Consider the following 13,711-nt stretch of genomic DNA (forward strand, 5'->3'; position numbering starts at 1 on the left):
GAATCAAAATGCGCATTGCGGAAGTCGTTCGCAACACCAGCGAAACGCAGATCCGTGTGAAGCTCGATCTGGACGGCACCGGCAAGCAGAAGCTCGCCACCGGCGTCCCGTTCCTCGATCACATGCTCGACCAGATCGCCCGTCACGGGCTCATCGATCTCGATGTCGAAGCGCATGGCGACCTCCATATCGACGATCACCATACCGTCGAGGACACCGGCATCACGCTCGGTCAGGCGGTGGCGAAGGCTATCGGCGACCGCAAGGGTATTCGCCGCTATGGGCATTCGTACGTGCCGCTCGACGAAGCGCTGTCGCGCGTCGTGATCGATTTTTCCGGCCGTCCGGGTCTCGAATTTCATGTGCCGTTCACGCGCGCGCGCATCGGCACGTTCGACGTCGATCTCACCATCGAATTCTTCCGCGGATTCGTGAATCACGCGGGCGTGACGCTGCATATCGACAATCTGCGCGGCATCAACGCGCACCATCAGGTCGAAACCGTGTTCAAAGCGTTCGGCCGCGCGCTGCGTATGGCGTGCGAAGTCGATGAACGCGCCGTGGGGCAAATTCCGTCGACCAAAGGCAGTCTCTGACTCGCCGGCTCTGATCCGGCGCGCGCGCCGGGCTTACGATGGATCTGTTCAAGTCGTTCATATCGCTGCTCGCGCTGATCAATCCGATCGGCGCGATACCGTTTTTTCTCAGCCTGACCGCGCAGCAGTCGGACATCGAACGGCGCAATACGATTCGCGTCGCGTCCATTTCGGTGTTCTGCGTGATCGCGGTGACCGCGCTGCTCGGGCAGCAGATCATCGCGTTCTTCGGCATATCGGTCGGATCGTTCGAAGTGGGCGGCGGCATCATCATGCTGCTCATGGCGATCAGCATGTTGAACGCGCAGGTCGGCAACGCGCGCTCGACGCCCGAAGAACGCATGGAAGCCGAGGAGCGCAACAGCATCGCGGTCGTGCCGCTCGCGATTCCGCTGCTGACCGGTCCCGGCTCGATCAGCACGGTGATCGTCTATGCTGCCAATGCGCAGCACTGGTATGACCGTTTCGGACTCGTCGTGCTGGGCGCGATCATCGCGGGGCTGTGCTTCGGCGCGCTGAATCTCGCCGAGCCGATCGCGCGCGTGGTCGGGCGCACCGGGATCAATATCGGCACGCGTCTCATGGGTTTGATGTTGTCCGCGCTGGCGGTGGAGTTCATCGTCAACGGGTTGAAGGCCTTGATGCCATCTTTGAAATGAATACTTCGATTGCGATTGTTGATTACGGAATGGGCAACCTGCGCTCGGTCTATCAGGCGCTGAAAAAGGCTGCACCCGACGCGAACGTGGCGATCGTCGATCAGCCGCAAGGCATCCACGCGGCGGATCGCGTCGTGCTGCCGGGCCAGGGCGCGATGCGCGACTGCATGGGCCATCTGGCCGATTCCGGCCTGCAGGAAGCACTGATGCAGGCGGCGCGCGAAAAACCGATGCTCGGTGTATGCGTCGGCGAGCAGATGCTCTTCGACTGGAGCGAGGAAGGCGACACCAAAGGCCTCGGTCTGCTGCCGGGCAAGGTCGTGCGCTTCCAGCTCGACGGTCTCCTGCAGGACGACGGATCGCGCTTCAAGGTGCCGCAGATGGGCTGGAACCGCGTGCGCCAGACCCAGGCGCACCCGATATGGGACGGCGTCGCGGACGGCGCGTTCTTCTACTTCGTGCACAGCTATTACGTGGTACCGGACAATCCGGCGCACACATCCGGCGAAACCGTGTATGGCAGCGCATTTGCGTCGGCGGTGGCGCGTGACAATATCTTCGCGACCCAGTTTCATCCGGAAAAGAGCGCGGACGCCGGATTGCGCCTGTACCGCAATTTCGTGCACTGGAACCCGTGAAATGGCGTGCCCGCTAGCGTTTTCGCCTATTACGACGGGCGCATGACCGTTGCAAGACTTGTACTACACTAGCGAGACGGCGCGAGAGGCAAGAAAGACCGCACGCGCGCCGTTTTGATCAACTTCACCCCGAAAATACGCGATACCTATGCTGCTCATTCCGGCCATCGATCTTAAGGACGGTCAGTGCGTGCGCCTCAAACAGGGCGATATGGACCAGGCGACCATTTTTTCAGAAGATCCTGCAGCAATGGCCCGACATTGGGTCGATCGCGGCGCGCGACGGCTGCATCTGGTCGATCTGAACGGCGCCTTCGCTGGCAAGCCGAGAAACGGCGACGCGATCCGCGCGATCATCGAAGAAGTGGGCAGCGAGATTCCCGTGCAGCTGGGCGGCGGCATCCGCGATTTGGAAACCATCGAGCGCTATCTCGACGACGGTTTGTCGTTCGTGATCATCGGCACGGCGGCGGTCAAGAATCCGGGCTTCCTGCGCGACGCGTGCAGTGCGTTCGGCGGCCATATCATCGTCGGGCTGGACGCGAAAGACGGCAAGGTCGCCACCGACGGCTGGAGCAAGCTGACGGGTCACGAAGTCGTGGATCTCGCCCGCAAGTTCGAGGACTACGGCTGCGAATCGATTATTTATACGGACATCGGCCGCGACGGCATGCTTCAGGGCATCAACATCGACGCGACCGTGCGCCTCGCGCGGGCGGTGAAAATTCCGGTGATCGCGAGCGGCGGGCTGTCGAACATCGCGGATATCGAATCGCTCTGCGAAGTCGAGGACGAAGGCGTCGAAGGCGTGATCTGCGGCCGCGCGATCTACTCGGGCGATCTCGATTTCACGGCCGCCCAGACACGCGCCGACGTGCTGCGCGAACCGGACGGCGCGTAAATCTTCTCGCGGCGCGAGCATGGCCGGGCGGTTCTTTACTCGCCTTCCGGCTGCTACTACTTCGTATCGGCACAGAAAATGGCTCTCGCAAAACGCATCATTCCCTGTCTCGACGTGACCGCTGGCCGCGTCGTGAAGGGCGTCAACTTCGTCGAATTGCGCGACGCGGGCGATCCCGTCGAAATCGCGCGGCGCTACGACGATCAGGGCGCCGATGAACTCACGTTCCTCGACATCACCGCCACGTCCGATCAACGCGATCTGATCCTGCCGATCATCGAATCGGTGGCGTCGCAGGTGTTCATTCCGCTGACGGTCGGCGGCGGCGTGCGCGCGGTCGAAGACGTGCGGCGCCTGCTGAACGCGGGCGCGGACAAGATCAGCATGAATTCGTCGGCGGTGGCGAATCCGCAACTCGTGCGCGACGCGTCGGACAAGCACGGCTCGCAATGCATCGTCGTCGCAATCGATGCGAAACGCGTGTCGGCCGAAGGTGAAGCGCCGCGCTGGGAAGTCTTCACGCACGGCGGCCGCAAGGCGACCGGCATCGACGCGATCGAATGGGCGCGCAAGATGGCCGAATATGGCGCGGGCGAAATCCTGCTCACCAGCATGGACCGTGACGGCACCAAGGCCGGCTTCGACCTGGCGTTGACGCGCGCCGTGTCGGACGCGGTGCCGGTGCCGGTGATCGCGTCGGGCGGTGTCGGCAACTTGCAGCACCTGGCGGACGGCATCGTCGAAGGTCACGCGGACGCGGTGCTCGCCGCGAGCATTTTCCATTACGGCGAGCACACGATCGGCGAAGCGAAGCGCTTCATGGCCGATCAGGGCATTTCGGTGAGGACGTAAGCCGATGAACGCGCAAGCCGACTGGCTCGACAAAGTTAAGTGGGACGCGAACGGCCTCGTGCCGGTGATCGCGCAGGAAGCATCGACCAACGACGTGCTGATGTTCGCGTGGATGAATCGCGAGGCGCTCGCGAAGACCATCGAACTGAAGCGCGCGGTGTATTTTTCGCGTTCGCGTCAGCGCCTGTGGTTCAAGGGCGAGGAATCGGGCCACGTGCAGCACGTGCACGACGTGCGCCTCGATTGCGACGAAGACGTCGTGCTGCTCAAGGTCGAACAGGTGTCGGGTATCGCGTGCCACACCGGACGCCATTCCTGTTTTTTCCAGAAATTCGAAGGCACGGCCGAGAACGGCGAGTGGGTCGCCGTCGAACCCGTGTTGAAAGACCCAGAAAGCATCTACAAATGACGCAAGCCACCACGCTGGACACGCTGTTGCGACTCGCCGCGATCATCGACAGCCGCAAGGGCGGCGATCCGGAACAATCCTACGTTTCCCGACTCTTTCACAAAGGTGACGATGCGATCCTGAAGAAGATCGGCGAGGAAGCGACGGAAGTCGTGCTCGCCGCGAAGGACGCGCGCCACGGCGGCGCACCGAAAGCACTGGTCAGCGAGGTCGCCGATTTGTGGTTTCATTGTCTCGTGACGCTGTCGCATTTCGACCTGAGTCCCGCCGACGTCATCGCCGAACTCGAGCGCCGCGAAGGCTTGTCGGGGATCGAAGAGAAGGCGCTGCGCAAGTCGCGCGAGCGCGAGCAAAACGGCGGCTGACGAGCGTCTCGCACCCGCGAAGGAGTTAAAGCATGAACCGGCCGTACGAACCCTATCCGCCTGTCGTTCAGAATTCATCCGATCCGGAACGGCTGCGCAGCATGCGCACGTTCACGCATGTGCTGTACGCGCTGTATGCGGTCTACTGGCTGACGGGCGGACTCACCGGCCTCGTCGCCATCATCCTCAACTACGTCAAGCGCAGCGATGCCGAAGGCACGCCGTTCGCGGATCACTTCACCTGGCAGATTCGCACGTTCTGGTGGTCGCTGCTCGGGCACATCGTCGGATTCGCCCTGATTTGGGTTTTCGGCCTCGGCTTCCTGATCATCGGCGCGACGTGGGTCTGGACGCTGTATCGGATAATCAAGGGCTGGCTCTTTCTTTACGAAAGCAAGACGCTCGAACCGACCGCGTGGTTCTAATCACATCCGACAACGAAATCCGTCAAGTCCATGAGCCAAGACAACTGTATTTTTTGCCGGATCGCTTCCGGACAGCTTCCGAGCACGAAAGTCTACGAAGACGATGAATTTGTCGCGTTCAACGACATCAACCCTGCTGCGCCGGTGCATGTGCTGGTGATCCCGCGGAAGCATATTGAAACACTTTCTCACTGCACAGAAAGTGACAGTCCGCTGCTTGGTAGAATGGTGAGTCTCGTTGGAAGGTTGGCGAAAGACTTGGGTGTGTCCTACACGGGGGGCGACACGGGCTTTCGCACGGTAATTAATACCGGACCGGGCGGCGGGCAGGAGGTGTATCACATCCACGCGCATTTGTTAGCCGGCGAGCGCCCGTGGCGCCGAATGGGGTAAGCCGCATTTTTGTCGGCATTCTCCTTTCCAATGAAATATTGGGCGAGCAAAATCAATAGTTGAAGCTGAGGCGATGCCTCGGCCTGGGTCGAAAGGCCGACCTTCCGTCCCCGGTACCCAATTCGGGGCGGAATCACGGAGAGTTTTATCATGGGTTCGTTAAGCATTTGGCATTGGTTGATCGTCTTGTTGATCGTGGCGCTCGTCTTCGGCACGAAGAAACTGCGCAATATCGGCGGCGATCTGGGCGGCGCGGTGAAGGGTTTCAAGGAAGGCATGCGCGATGGCGAAACGCCGGCGAATTCGGCCGATCAGCGCGAACTGCCGCGTAACGGCGCGGTGGACGTCGAAGCGAAGGACAAGTCCCGCTCGGGCGACTACCGTTAATCCGGCCGCCGACCGCAACCATCCACTTCTCGTTCAATGCTCGATCTCGGTCTGACCAAAATGGCGGTCATCGGCGTCGTGGCGCTGGTGGTCCTCGGGCCGGAGCGCCTGCCAGGCGTCGCACGCACGGCGGGTGCGCTCTTTGGGCGCGCTCAGCGCTACATCAACGACGTCAAGTCGGAAGTGGCGCGTGAGATGGAGCTCGACGAGCTGAAGAAAATGCGCACCGAGTTCGAAACGGCGGCGACGAACGTCCAGTCGTCGATTCACGATACGCTCAAGCGCCACGAGTCCGAATTGAACGATGCGTGGAAGGAAGGCACGTCGGTCGCGCCGAGCATCGCGGGCGGCGAGACGGAATCCACGGATAGCGCCGCATCGGACAAGCCTTGGGCCAGCACGCCGTCATCAGCGTCGACCAAGCGCAAGAACTGGCGCGTCAAGCAGAGCGCGATTCCCAACTGGTACAAGCGCACCACCGCGCGCCGCACGCGGGTTCAGTCGGGCGCGGCGCGCGTCGCTCGCCATACACCCGCCACGCTGCGCCGGCAGACCCGCTTCTTCTGAGCGAGCCGCGCTTCGATCCCCATTCCTTCCATGATCAACCGAGGGCCGGCGTGAGCGACCCGCAACAATCCAAAGAAGAGCCCGTCGAAGAGACGTTCATTTCGCATCTGGTCGAATTGCGCGATCGCATCATTCGCGCGGGCGCTTCGGTCATCGTCGTGTTCGTCGCGCTGGTGTACTGGGCGCCGGACATCTTCAAACTGCTGGCTCGCCCGCTGATGCAAAACCTGCCGGCCGACGGCAAGATGATCGTCACCGACGTCACCGGCTCGTTCTTCGTGCCGATGAAAGTGACAATGCTCGTCGCGTTCGTCATCGCGCTGCCGTTCGTGCTGTATCAGATCTGGGCGTTCGTCGCGCCGGGCCTGTATCAGCACGAGAAGAAACTCGTCGGGCCGCTCGTGTTCAGCAGCTATTCGCTGTTCCTGTGCGGCATGGCGTTCGCGTATTTCGTCGTGTTCCCGACTATCTTCCGCGTGATGGCGCATTACAACGCGCCGCTCGGCGCGGAAATGACGACGGATATCGACAATTACCTGAGCTTCGTGCTGACGATGTTTATCGCGTTCGGCGTGACGTTTGAGGTGCCGATCGTCGTCGTGCTGCTCGCGCGCATGGGCGTCGTGTCGATCGCGAAGCTCAAGCAGATTCGTCCATATGTGATCGTCGGCGCTTTCGTGATTTCGGCGGTCGTCACGCCTCCCGATGTCTTCTCGCAGCTGATTCTCGCGATTCCGCTCGTCATTCTTTATGAGTTGGGCATCATCGCGGCGCGGCTGGTGATCGGCAAGGAACAGATCAAGAGTGAGGAAGCCGCGGCAGAATAGCGGTGGCGGGTGCGACTAATTGTCGCGTCGATGAGATACAAAAAAGGCAGCTTCGATCCGATCGAAGCTGCCTTTTTGCTTTCCGGACAGCGGCGACTTACTCGTCGCTCTGGTCGCCCTGATCGCCGTCTTCATCCGGCATCTGCGGCGCGCGCGGCGGCGCGGGACGTTTGCCGATCATCACGCTGACGTCGAGTTCCTTGTTCTTGCGCATCAGATGAACCTTCACGGACGTGCCCGGCTTGATCTGCGCGACGACGTTCAAGAGACGCGTCGTATCGGTGATCGTGTCGTCGTTGATGGACACGAGGATGTCGCCCGGCTTGATGCCCGCCTTGTCCGCCGGGCCGCCCTGCAGCACGCCCGCGACGATCGCGCCGGACTTCTGGTCGAGCCCGAACGATTCGGCGATTTCAGGTGTCACGTCCTGCGGCTCCACGCCGATCCAGCCGCGCGTCACGGTGCCGGTCGTGATGATGCTTTCCAGCACGCTGCGCGCGGTCGACACGGGAATCGCGAAGCCGATGCCCAGCGAACCGCCACTGCGCGAATAGATCGCCGTGTTGATGCCGAGCAGATTGCCGTTCACGTCGACCAATGCGCCGCCCGAATTGCCGGGGTTGATCGCCGCGTCGGTCTGGATGAAGTTTTCGAACGTGTTGATGCCGAGATGATTGCGCCCGAGCGCGCTCACGATGCCCATCGTGACCGTCTGACCGACGCCGAACGGATTGCCGATCGCGAGCACGACATCGCCCACGCGCGTCTGATCCATCCGCCCGAGCGTGATGCTCGGCAGGTTGGTCATGTTGATCTTGAGTACGGCGAGGTCGGTTTCCGGATCGACGCCGATCACCTTTGCGCTCGACGTGCGGCCATCGGCGAGGGCGACTTCGATCTGATCCGCACCGTCGACGACATGCTGGTTCGTTAGAATGTAACCTTCCGAGCTGACGATGACACCGGAGCCGAGATTCGACGCCGGCGGCTCGTCGCTCTTGCGCTTGTTCTTGTCACCGAAGAAGTAGCGGAACAGCGGGTCTTTCGCACGCGGGTCGGGCGGCAGATTGCCGTCCTTGCTGGAGAACACGTTCACGACGGCCGGCATCGCCTTTTGCGCGCCTTCCGAAAAGGACGACTGGAGCGGTCGCGAGCCGATGCTCGGCGCCACTTCCTGCAATGCGACGATCGGCTCGGCAAGCTGCTTGCCGAACTGGCCTTGACGTTGGAGCCACTGCGGTTTCAAGGTCGCGATGATGAACATCAGGGCCAAAAGCACGGTGACCGCTTGGGCAAAAAATAGCCAGAAGCGTCTAAGCATTTAAAGGGATAGAGGATTTCATGGATCGGATCGAACTCGAATTGTATCTGAACAATCTGCTGGAAATCGGCCGCTTCAAGGACTATTGCCCGAACGGTCTGCAGGTTGAAGGCGCGCGGCGCGTGCGCAAGATCGCGACCGGCGTGACAGCGTCGCTGGCCTTTCTGGAAGCCGCTGTGGAGTGGGGCGCGGATACCGTGCTCGTGCATCACGGCTACTTCTGGCGCAACGAGGCGCCGCAGATCACGGGCCGCAAGCATCGACGGCTGCGCACGCTGATCGCCAACGACATCAATCTTTTTGCCTATCATCTTCCGCTCGACTCGCATCCGGAGTTGGGCAACAACGCGCAGATCGGCGCGCGGCTCGGCCTGATCGCGGACGCCCGTTTTGCCGATCAGGACCTCGGCTGGGTCGCGACGCTCGGCATGCCGCTCCCGCTCGAGCATTTCAGCGCGATGGTCGAAAACGCGCTCGGCCGAAAGCCGCTCGTGTTCGGCGATACGGACAAGGAACTGCGTCGCGTCGCGTGGTGCACCGGCGGCGCGCAAGGCTACTTCGAAGAAGCCATCGCGGCTGGCGCGGACGTTTATCTCAGCGGCGAAGTCTCCGAGCAGACCATGCACATCGCAGCGGAATCGGGCGTCGCGTACATCGCGGCCGGCCATCACGCGACGGAGTGCTACGGTGTGCAGGCAGTGGGTGCGCATCTATCGGAGCAATTCGATCTCGAACATCTTTTTATCGATGTCGATAATCCGGTTTAATGCACCATTAAGCCCGTTCGGCGATTATTGACGCTGGCAGTCGGCTTAAATGAACGCTTCATGAGATTGCGCGAAAAACGTGGGGAAAACCCTGAAGCATCAATCACTTCGAGTGATTTTTGCTAGTCGGCCCTTGTAAATGCCAACTCCATTCGCGCACACTAGCGGCGGAACAACTGATGTGACGGTATAAATCCAACTCAGAAGTGGGGCGTGTGATGCGAGACAAGGAAGAAAAACGCGTCGACGGCGGCCGCCGTACCTGGCTGATTGCGACGACCGTAACAGGCGGAATCGGAGGTGTGGCGACGCTGGTTCCGTTCGTAGGCTCGTTTGCACCATCCGCGAAGGCCAAGGCGGCGGGCGCGCCCGTCGAGGTCGATATCAGCGGACTCAAGCCCGGCGACATGATGACCGTCGCCTGGCGCGGCAAACCGGTGTGGATCGTGAATCGCACCGACGAGATGCTGGCCGACGTCAAGAAGGCCGACAATGAAGTGGCCGACCCGCAATCGAAGATGGAATTCTCGATGCCGTTGCCGGAGTACTGCAACAACGAGTTCCGTTCGCGTGCCGATCACAAGAACATTTTCGTGGCGGTTGCCGTGTGCACGCATCTGGGCTGCACGCCGACGCCGCGCTTCACCGAAGGTCCTCAACCCAATCTCCCCGATAACTGGCCGGGCGGCTTCCTTTGCCCGTGCCACGGCTCGACCTACGACATGGCCGGCCGCGTCTTCAAGAACAAGCCCGCGCCGCAGAATCTGGACATTCCGCCGTTCATGTTCACTTCCGCGACGCAACTCGTGATCGGCAAGGACGAAAAGGGAGAGGCGTAAATGGCGACCGCAGAAAAGGAAGTCGAGACGACGGGACTGGTCGGCTGGATCGACCGTCGCTTCCCGATGACGTCGACGTGGAAGAAACACGTCTCCGAATACTACGCGCCGAAGAACTTCAACTTCTGGTACTTCTTCGGCTCGCTCGCGCTGCTGGTGCTGGTCAACCAGATCGTCACGGGCATTTTTCTCACGATGAACTACAAGCCCGATGCGACGCTCGCGTTCGCATCGGTCGAGTACATCATGCGCGAGGTGCCGTGGGGCTGGCTCATCCGCTACATGCATTCGACAGGCGCGTCGATGTTCTTCGTCGTCGTCTACCTGCACATGTTCCGTGGATTGATGTACGGCTCGTACCGCAAGCCGCGTGAACTCGTGTGGGTCTTCGGTTGCGCGATCTTCCTATGCCTCATGGCCGAGGCGTTCTTCGGCTATCTGCTGCCGTGGGGGCAGATGTCGTTCTGGGGCGCGCAGGTGATCGTGAACCTGTTCTCCGCGATTCCGTTCATCGGCCCGGATCTGTCGCTGTGGATTCGCGGCGATTACGTCGTGTCGGATGTCACGCTGAACCGCTTCTTCGCGTTCCACGTGATCGCGATTCCGCTCGTGCTGATCGGGCTCGTGGTCGCGCATCTGGTCGCGCTGCATGAAGTCGGCTCGAACAATCCCGATGGCATCGAGATCAAGGCTAAGAAGGACGCGAACGGCATTCCGCTCGACGGCATTCCGTTCCATCCGTACTACTCGGTGCACGACTTCATGGGCGTGTGCGTGTTTCTGCTGATCTTCGCGGCGATCATCTTTTTCGCGCCGGAGATGGGTGGCTACTTCCTCGAAGCGAACAACTTCGTGCCGGCCAACCCGCTGCAGACGCCGCCTGAAATCGCGCCGGTGTGGTACTTCACGGCGTTCTACGCGATGCTCCGCGCGACGACCGATCCGTTCAAGATCGTGCTGATGATCGTCATCGCGGCGCTTGCCCTGCTCGCGCTCGTGCGCGCGCGCGGCAAGTGGCGGCTCGGCCTGCCGGTGCTCGCCGTGCTGGTGCTGATCTTCATGGCGCTGACGGAATCGAAGTTCTGGGGCGTGGTCGTGATGGGCACGGCGGTGGTTTCGCTGTTTTTCCTGCCGTGGCTGGACAGGAGCCCGGTGAAGTCGATTCGCTATCGGCCGCTGTTCCACAAGGTCTTCTACGCGATTTTCGTGTTCGCGTTCCTGATGCTCGGATTTTTGGGCACGCGACCGCCATCGCCGGCCGCGACGCTGATTGCGCAGATCTGCGCGCTGATCTACTTCGCATTCTTCCTCGGCATGCCTTTCTGGACGCCGCGCGGCAAGTTCAAGACGCCGCCCGAGCGAGTGCACTACAAACCTCACTGAGCGCACGTCCGGAGACAAATACGATGAAAAAATGGCTCTCTGCAATATCGATCATCGCCGCGGTGCTGTTCGCGTTCGCCGCGGCGCCCGTGCAGGCGGAGGAAGAAGCGGTGCTCGACCGCGCGCCCGATAGCTCGGACAATCTCGCGTCTCTGCAGCACGGCGCGCAAATCTTTGTAAACTACTGCCTGAACTGCCACAGCGCGAATCTGATGCGGTACAACCGGCTGACCGATCTCGGCATCAGTGAGAAGCAGATCCAGGACAATCTGCTGTTTTCGACGGACAAAGTCGGCAACACGATGTCCATCGCGATGCGCCCGGAAGACGCGAAAGCGTGGTTCGGTGCGTCGCCGCCGGATTTGTCGGTCGAGGCGCGGGCGCGCGGCAAGGATTGGCTCTATACGTACTTGCGGAGTTTCTACCGCGATCCGACGCGGCCGACCGGCTGGAACAATCGCGTGTACGAAAATGTCGGGATGCCGCACGTGCTCTGGACGCTCCAGGGTATCCGGGACGCCAAATTCGAGACCGACACGGACGAGCACACCGGCGAAAAGGTAAAAAGGTTCGTCGGTTACACTCAGGTTACGCCTGGTGCCATGTCATCCGTGGATTATGATTCGAGTGTGGCCGATCTCGTTTCGTACATGTCGTGGATGTCGGAACCCGCGCAGCAGACGCGCAAGCGGCTCGGCGTCTGGGTTCTGCTGTTCCTGGCGCTATTGAGTTTCCTCGCGTGGCGCCTGAACGCGGCATACTGGAAAGATATCAAATAGCGCGCCCTCGACGGCGTGGGTCGGCGCGACGGCGTTCCCCGGAAAGGGAGCGTCGCGGCCGGCCCTTCGAGTTTACTGAAGGAACTTTAAAAACATGATGGTTCTGTATTCCGGCACTACTTGCCCGTTCTCCCAGCGCTGCCGGCTGGTGTTGTTCGAAAAGGGCATGGATTTCGAGATCCGCGACGTCGATCTGTTCAACAAGCCGGAAGACATCGCGGTAATGAACCCTTACGGACAGGTGCCGATTCTCGTCGAGCGCGACCTGATCCTGTACGAGTCGAATATCATCAACGAATATATCGACGAGCGTTTCCCGCACCCGCAGCTTATGCCGGCAGATCCGGTGCAGCGCGCCCGCGCGCGCCTGTTCCTGCTGAACTTCGAGAAGGAACTGTTCGTTCACGTCGGCACGCTCGAGAACGAGAAGGGCAAGGCCGCCGAGAAGAATCACGAGAAGGCGCGTGGCGCGATCCGCGACCGCCTCACGCAGCTCGCGCCGATCTTCCTGAAGAACAAGTACATGCTGGGCGAAGAGTTTTCGATGCTCGACGTCGCGATCGCGCCGCTGCTGTGGCGTCTGGATCACTATGGCATCGAGTTGTCGAAGAATGCGGCACCGTTGATGAAGTACGCCGAGCGGATCTTCAGCCGCCCGGCTTATATTGAAGCGCTGACGCCTTCCGAAAAGGTGATGCGTCGATAGTTTGCATGCGTTGGAAGGCGGCTGCGTGGTTTCGCGCGGTCGCGTTTCGACAGAGGAAAGTTGATGCAAGAGATTTCCACCAAGCCGTATTTGTTGCGCGCGCTGTATGAGTGGTGCACGGACAATGGCTTTACGCCCCACATCGCCGTGCGAGTCGATGCGGCTACGCGCGTGCCGCGCCAGTTCGTGCGCAACGACGAGATCGTGTTGAACATCAGTTTCGAGGCGACGAGCCAACTGCAGATGGGCAACGAGTGGATCGAGTTCAGCGCGCGCTTCTCGGGCAAGTCCCACAAGATCGAAGTGCAGGTCGCAAACGTGCTCGCCATTTATGCGCGGGAAAACGGACAAGGCATGGCGTTTCCGGTCGAGCCGGCCTCGCATTCGGGCGTGGACTTGGCCAGTGCGCCCATTGGGTCACGGCCGGTCGAGCGTGATCGGCAGATCGAGGAGCCGGCCAGTTCGAGTTCTCATGACGAGCCGGAATCGAACGCCGACGACGATGCGTCGAAATCGGCCGCGAGGTCTCACCTCAAAGTCGTCAAATGAAGTAGAATCTCGAGCTTCGCCGGCTTAGCTCATCTGGTAGAGCAGTTGATTTGTAATCATCAGGTGGCGGGTTCGAGTCCTGCAGCCGGCACCAAGATTTACGGCACGGGTCGTGCGATGTTTGCACGACCCGTTTGCTTTAAGTCGGTTGGACGAGTAGGTCAGTCAGCAAGTTAAGAAGTTGCGAAATACTTGTTGACAGTGATCGAAGCGTTCTTCATAATCTCGTTTCTCTGCTGCAGACAACGCAGCGACGCAAGACGGTAGGCAGGTTTGACGGTCTTGCGATGTGCTCTTTAAAAACTAACAGCCGATAAGTGTGGGCGCTTGATGGCGAGTGCGGTTCTG

19 protein-coding genes and 1 tRNA gene are annotated in these 13,711 nt (G+C 60.8%); 19 read left to right on the top strand and 1 reads right to left on the bottom strand.

Annotated features, from left to right (window positions below):
* Window positions 1–8 precede the first annotated feature (8 nt).
* The 12 genes from hisB to tatC all read left to right on the top strand — a co-directional run bounded on the left by hisB (window position 9) and on the right by tatC (window position 7,019).
* Window positions 9–596, top strand: a complete 588-nt coding sequence (hisB, locus tag AWB74_RS25750; RefSeq protein WP_061149498.1) for an imidazoleglycerol-phosphate dehydratase HisB — start codon at window positions 9–11, stop codon at window positions 594–596.
* A gap of 38 nt (window positions 597–634) precedes the next feature.
* On the top strand, window positions 635–1,255 hold the full coding sequence (locus AWB74_RS25755; protein ID WP_061149499.1) for a YchE family NAAT transporter: 621 nt from the start codon (window positions 635–637) through the stop codon (window positions 1,253–1,255).
* On the top strand, window positions 1,252–1,893 hold the full coding sequence (gene hisH / locus AWB74_RS25760) for an imidazole glycerol phosphate synthase subunit HisH (protein ID WP_087039194.1): 642 nt from the start codon (window positions 1,252–1,254) through the stop codon (window positions 1,891–1,893). The genes AWB74_RS25755 and hisH overlap by 4 nt, the downstream gene beginning before the upstream one ends.
* Before the next feature lie 148 nt (window positions 1,894–2,041).
* Window positions 2,042–2,794: a 1-(5-phosphoribosyl)-5-[(5-phosphoribosylamino)methylideneamino]imidazole-4-carboxamide isomerase gene (hisA, locus tag AWB74_RS25765; protein ID WP_061149501.1), complete on the top strand. Its 753-nt coding sequence runs from the start codon at window positions 2,042–2,044 to the stop codon at window positions 2,792–2,794.
* A gap of 78 nt (window positions 2,795–2,872) precedes the next feature.
* Window positions 2,873–3,646, top strand: coding sequence for an imidazole glycerol phosphate synthase subunit HisF (gene hisF, locus AWB74_RS25770; RefSeq protein ID WP_061149502.1), 774 nt, complete (start codon window positions 2,873–2,875; stop codon window positions 3,644–3,646).
* Between the two features lie 4 nt (window positions 3,647–3,650).
* Entirely contained in the window at window positions 3,651–4,055 is a 405-nt protein-coding gene (gene hisI, locus AWB74_RS25775) for a phosphoribosyl-AMP cyclohydrolase (protein WP_061149503.1), read from the top strand.
* Complete coding sequence (locus AWB74_RS25780) at window positions 4,052–4,420, top strand: phosphoribosyl-ATP diphosphatase (RefSeq protein ID WP_061126102.1); 369 nt, start codon at window positions 4,052–4,054, stop codon at window positions 4,418–4,420. Before hisI ends, AWB74_RS25780 begins: the two co-directional genes overlap by 4 nt.
* 32 nt (window positions 4,421–4,452) lie before the next feature.
* Window positions 4,453–4,845 carry a DUF4870 family protein gene (locus AWB74_RS25785; RefSeq protein WP_061149504.1) on the top strand — a complete coding sequence of 131 codons (393 nt, stop codon included), beginning with the start codon at window positions 4,453–4,455 and terminating at the stop codon, window positions 4,843–4,845.
* A gap of 30 nt (window positions 4,846–4,875) precedes the next feature.
* Window positions 4,876–5,238: a histidine triad nucleotide-binding protein gene (locus AWB74_RS25790; RefSeq protein WP_061126100.1), complete on the top strand. Its 363-nt coding sequence runs from the start codon at window positions 4,876–4,878 to the stop codon at window positions 5,236–5,238.
* A 150-nt stretch (window positions 5,239–5,388) separates the two neighbouring features.
* The gene (gene tatA, locus AWB74_RS25795; RefSeq protein ID WP_061126099.1) at window positions 5,389–5,625 is read left to right on the top strand and encodes a Sec-independent protein translocase subunit TatA; all 237 of its coding nucleotides are present in this window, start codon (window positions 5,389–5,391) and stop codon (window positions 5,623–5,625) included.
* A gap of 36 nt (window positions 5,626–5,661) precedes the next feature.
* A complete protein-coding gene (gene tatB / locus AWB74_RS25800) occupies window positions 5,662–6,192 on the top strand; it encodes a Sec-independent protein translocase protein TatB (protein WP_061149505.1) in 531 nt (176 codons plus the stop codon).
* 50 nt (window positions 6,193–6,242) lie between these two features.
* Entirely contained in the window at window positions 6,243–7,019 is a 777-nt protein-coding gene (tatC, locus tag AWB74_RS25805) for a twin-arginine translocase subunit TatC (RefSeq protein WP_061149506.1), read from the top strand.
* Between the two features lie 97 nt (window positions 7,020–7,116).
* On the opposite strand, the gene AWB74_RS25810 is transcribed toward tatC, so the two are convergent.
* Window positions 7,117–8,340 carry a S1C family serine protease gene (locus AWB74_RS25810; protein ID WP_061149507.1) on the bottom strand — a complete coding sequence of 408 codons (1,224 nt, stop codon included), beginning with the start codon at window positions 8,338–8,340 and terminating at the stop codon, window positions 7,117–7,119.
* A 20-nt stretch (window positions 8,341–8,360) separates the two neighbouring features.
* On the opposite strand from AWB74_RS25810, the gene AWB74_RS25815 reads away from it, so the two are divergent.
* From AWB74_RS25815 to AWB74_RS25845, 7 genes are all read left to right on the top strand, one after another.
* Window positions 8,361–9,107, top strand: a complete 747-nt coding sequence (locus AWB74_RS25815) for a Nif3-like dinuclear metal center hexameric protein (RefSeq protein ID WP_061149508.1) — start codon at window positions 8,361–8,363, stop codon at window positions 9,105–9,107.
* Between the two features lie 218 nt (window positions 9,108–9,325).
* A complete protein-coding gene (gene petA / locus AWB74_RS25820; protein WP_041730699.1) occupies window positions 9,326–9,946 on the top strand; it encodes a ubiquinol-cytochrome c reductase iron-sulfur subunit in 621 nt (206 codons plus the stop codon).
* Entirely contained in the window at window positions 9,947–11,329 is a 1,383-nt protein-coding gene (locus tag AWB74_RS25825) for a cytochrome b (RefSeq protein WP_061149509.1), read from the top strand.
* A gap of 23 nt (window positions 11,330–11,352) precedes the next feature.
* Window positions 11,353–12,108 (top strand): cytochrome c1, encoded by a 756-nt coding sequence (locus AWB74_RS25830; RefSeq protein ID WP_061149510.1) that lies wholly within the window; start codon window positions 11,353–11,355, stop codon window positions 12,106–12,108.
* 94 nt (window positions 12,109–12,202) lie between these two features.
* The gene (locus AWB74_RS25835; RefSeq protein ID WP_014192402.1) at window positions 12,203–12,814 is read left to right on the top strand and encodes a glutathione S-transferase N-terminal domain-containing protein; all 612 of its coding nucleotides are present in this window, start codon (window positions 12,203–12,205) and stop codon (window positions 12,812–12,814) included.
* Between the two features lie 63 nt (window positions 12,815–12,877).
* Window positions 12,878–13,363, top strand: a complete 486-nt coding sequence (locus tag AWB74_RS25840) for a ClpXP protease specificity-enhancing factor (RefSeq protein WP_061149511.1) — start codon at window positions 12,878–12,880, stop codon at window positions 13,361–13,363.
* An 18-nt stretch (window positions 13,364–13,381) separates the two neighbouring features.
* Window positions 13,382–13,457: transfer RNA gene (locus tag AWB74_RS25845), tRNA-Thr, on the top strand.
* Window positions 13,458–13,711 lie beyond the last annotated feature (254 nt).

The sequence above is a fragment of the Caballeronia arvi genome (genome assembly GCF_001544695.2).
In the GTDB taxonomy this organism is placed as follows: domain Bacteria; phylum Pseudomonadota; class Gammaproteobacteria; order Burkholderiales; family Burkholderiaceae; genus Caballeronia; species Caballeronia arvi.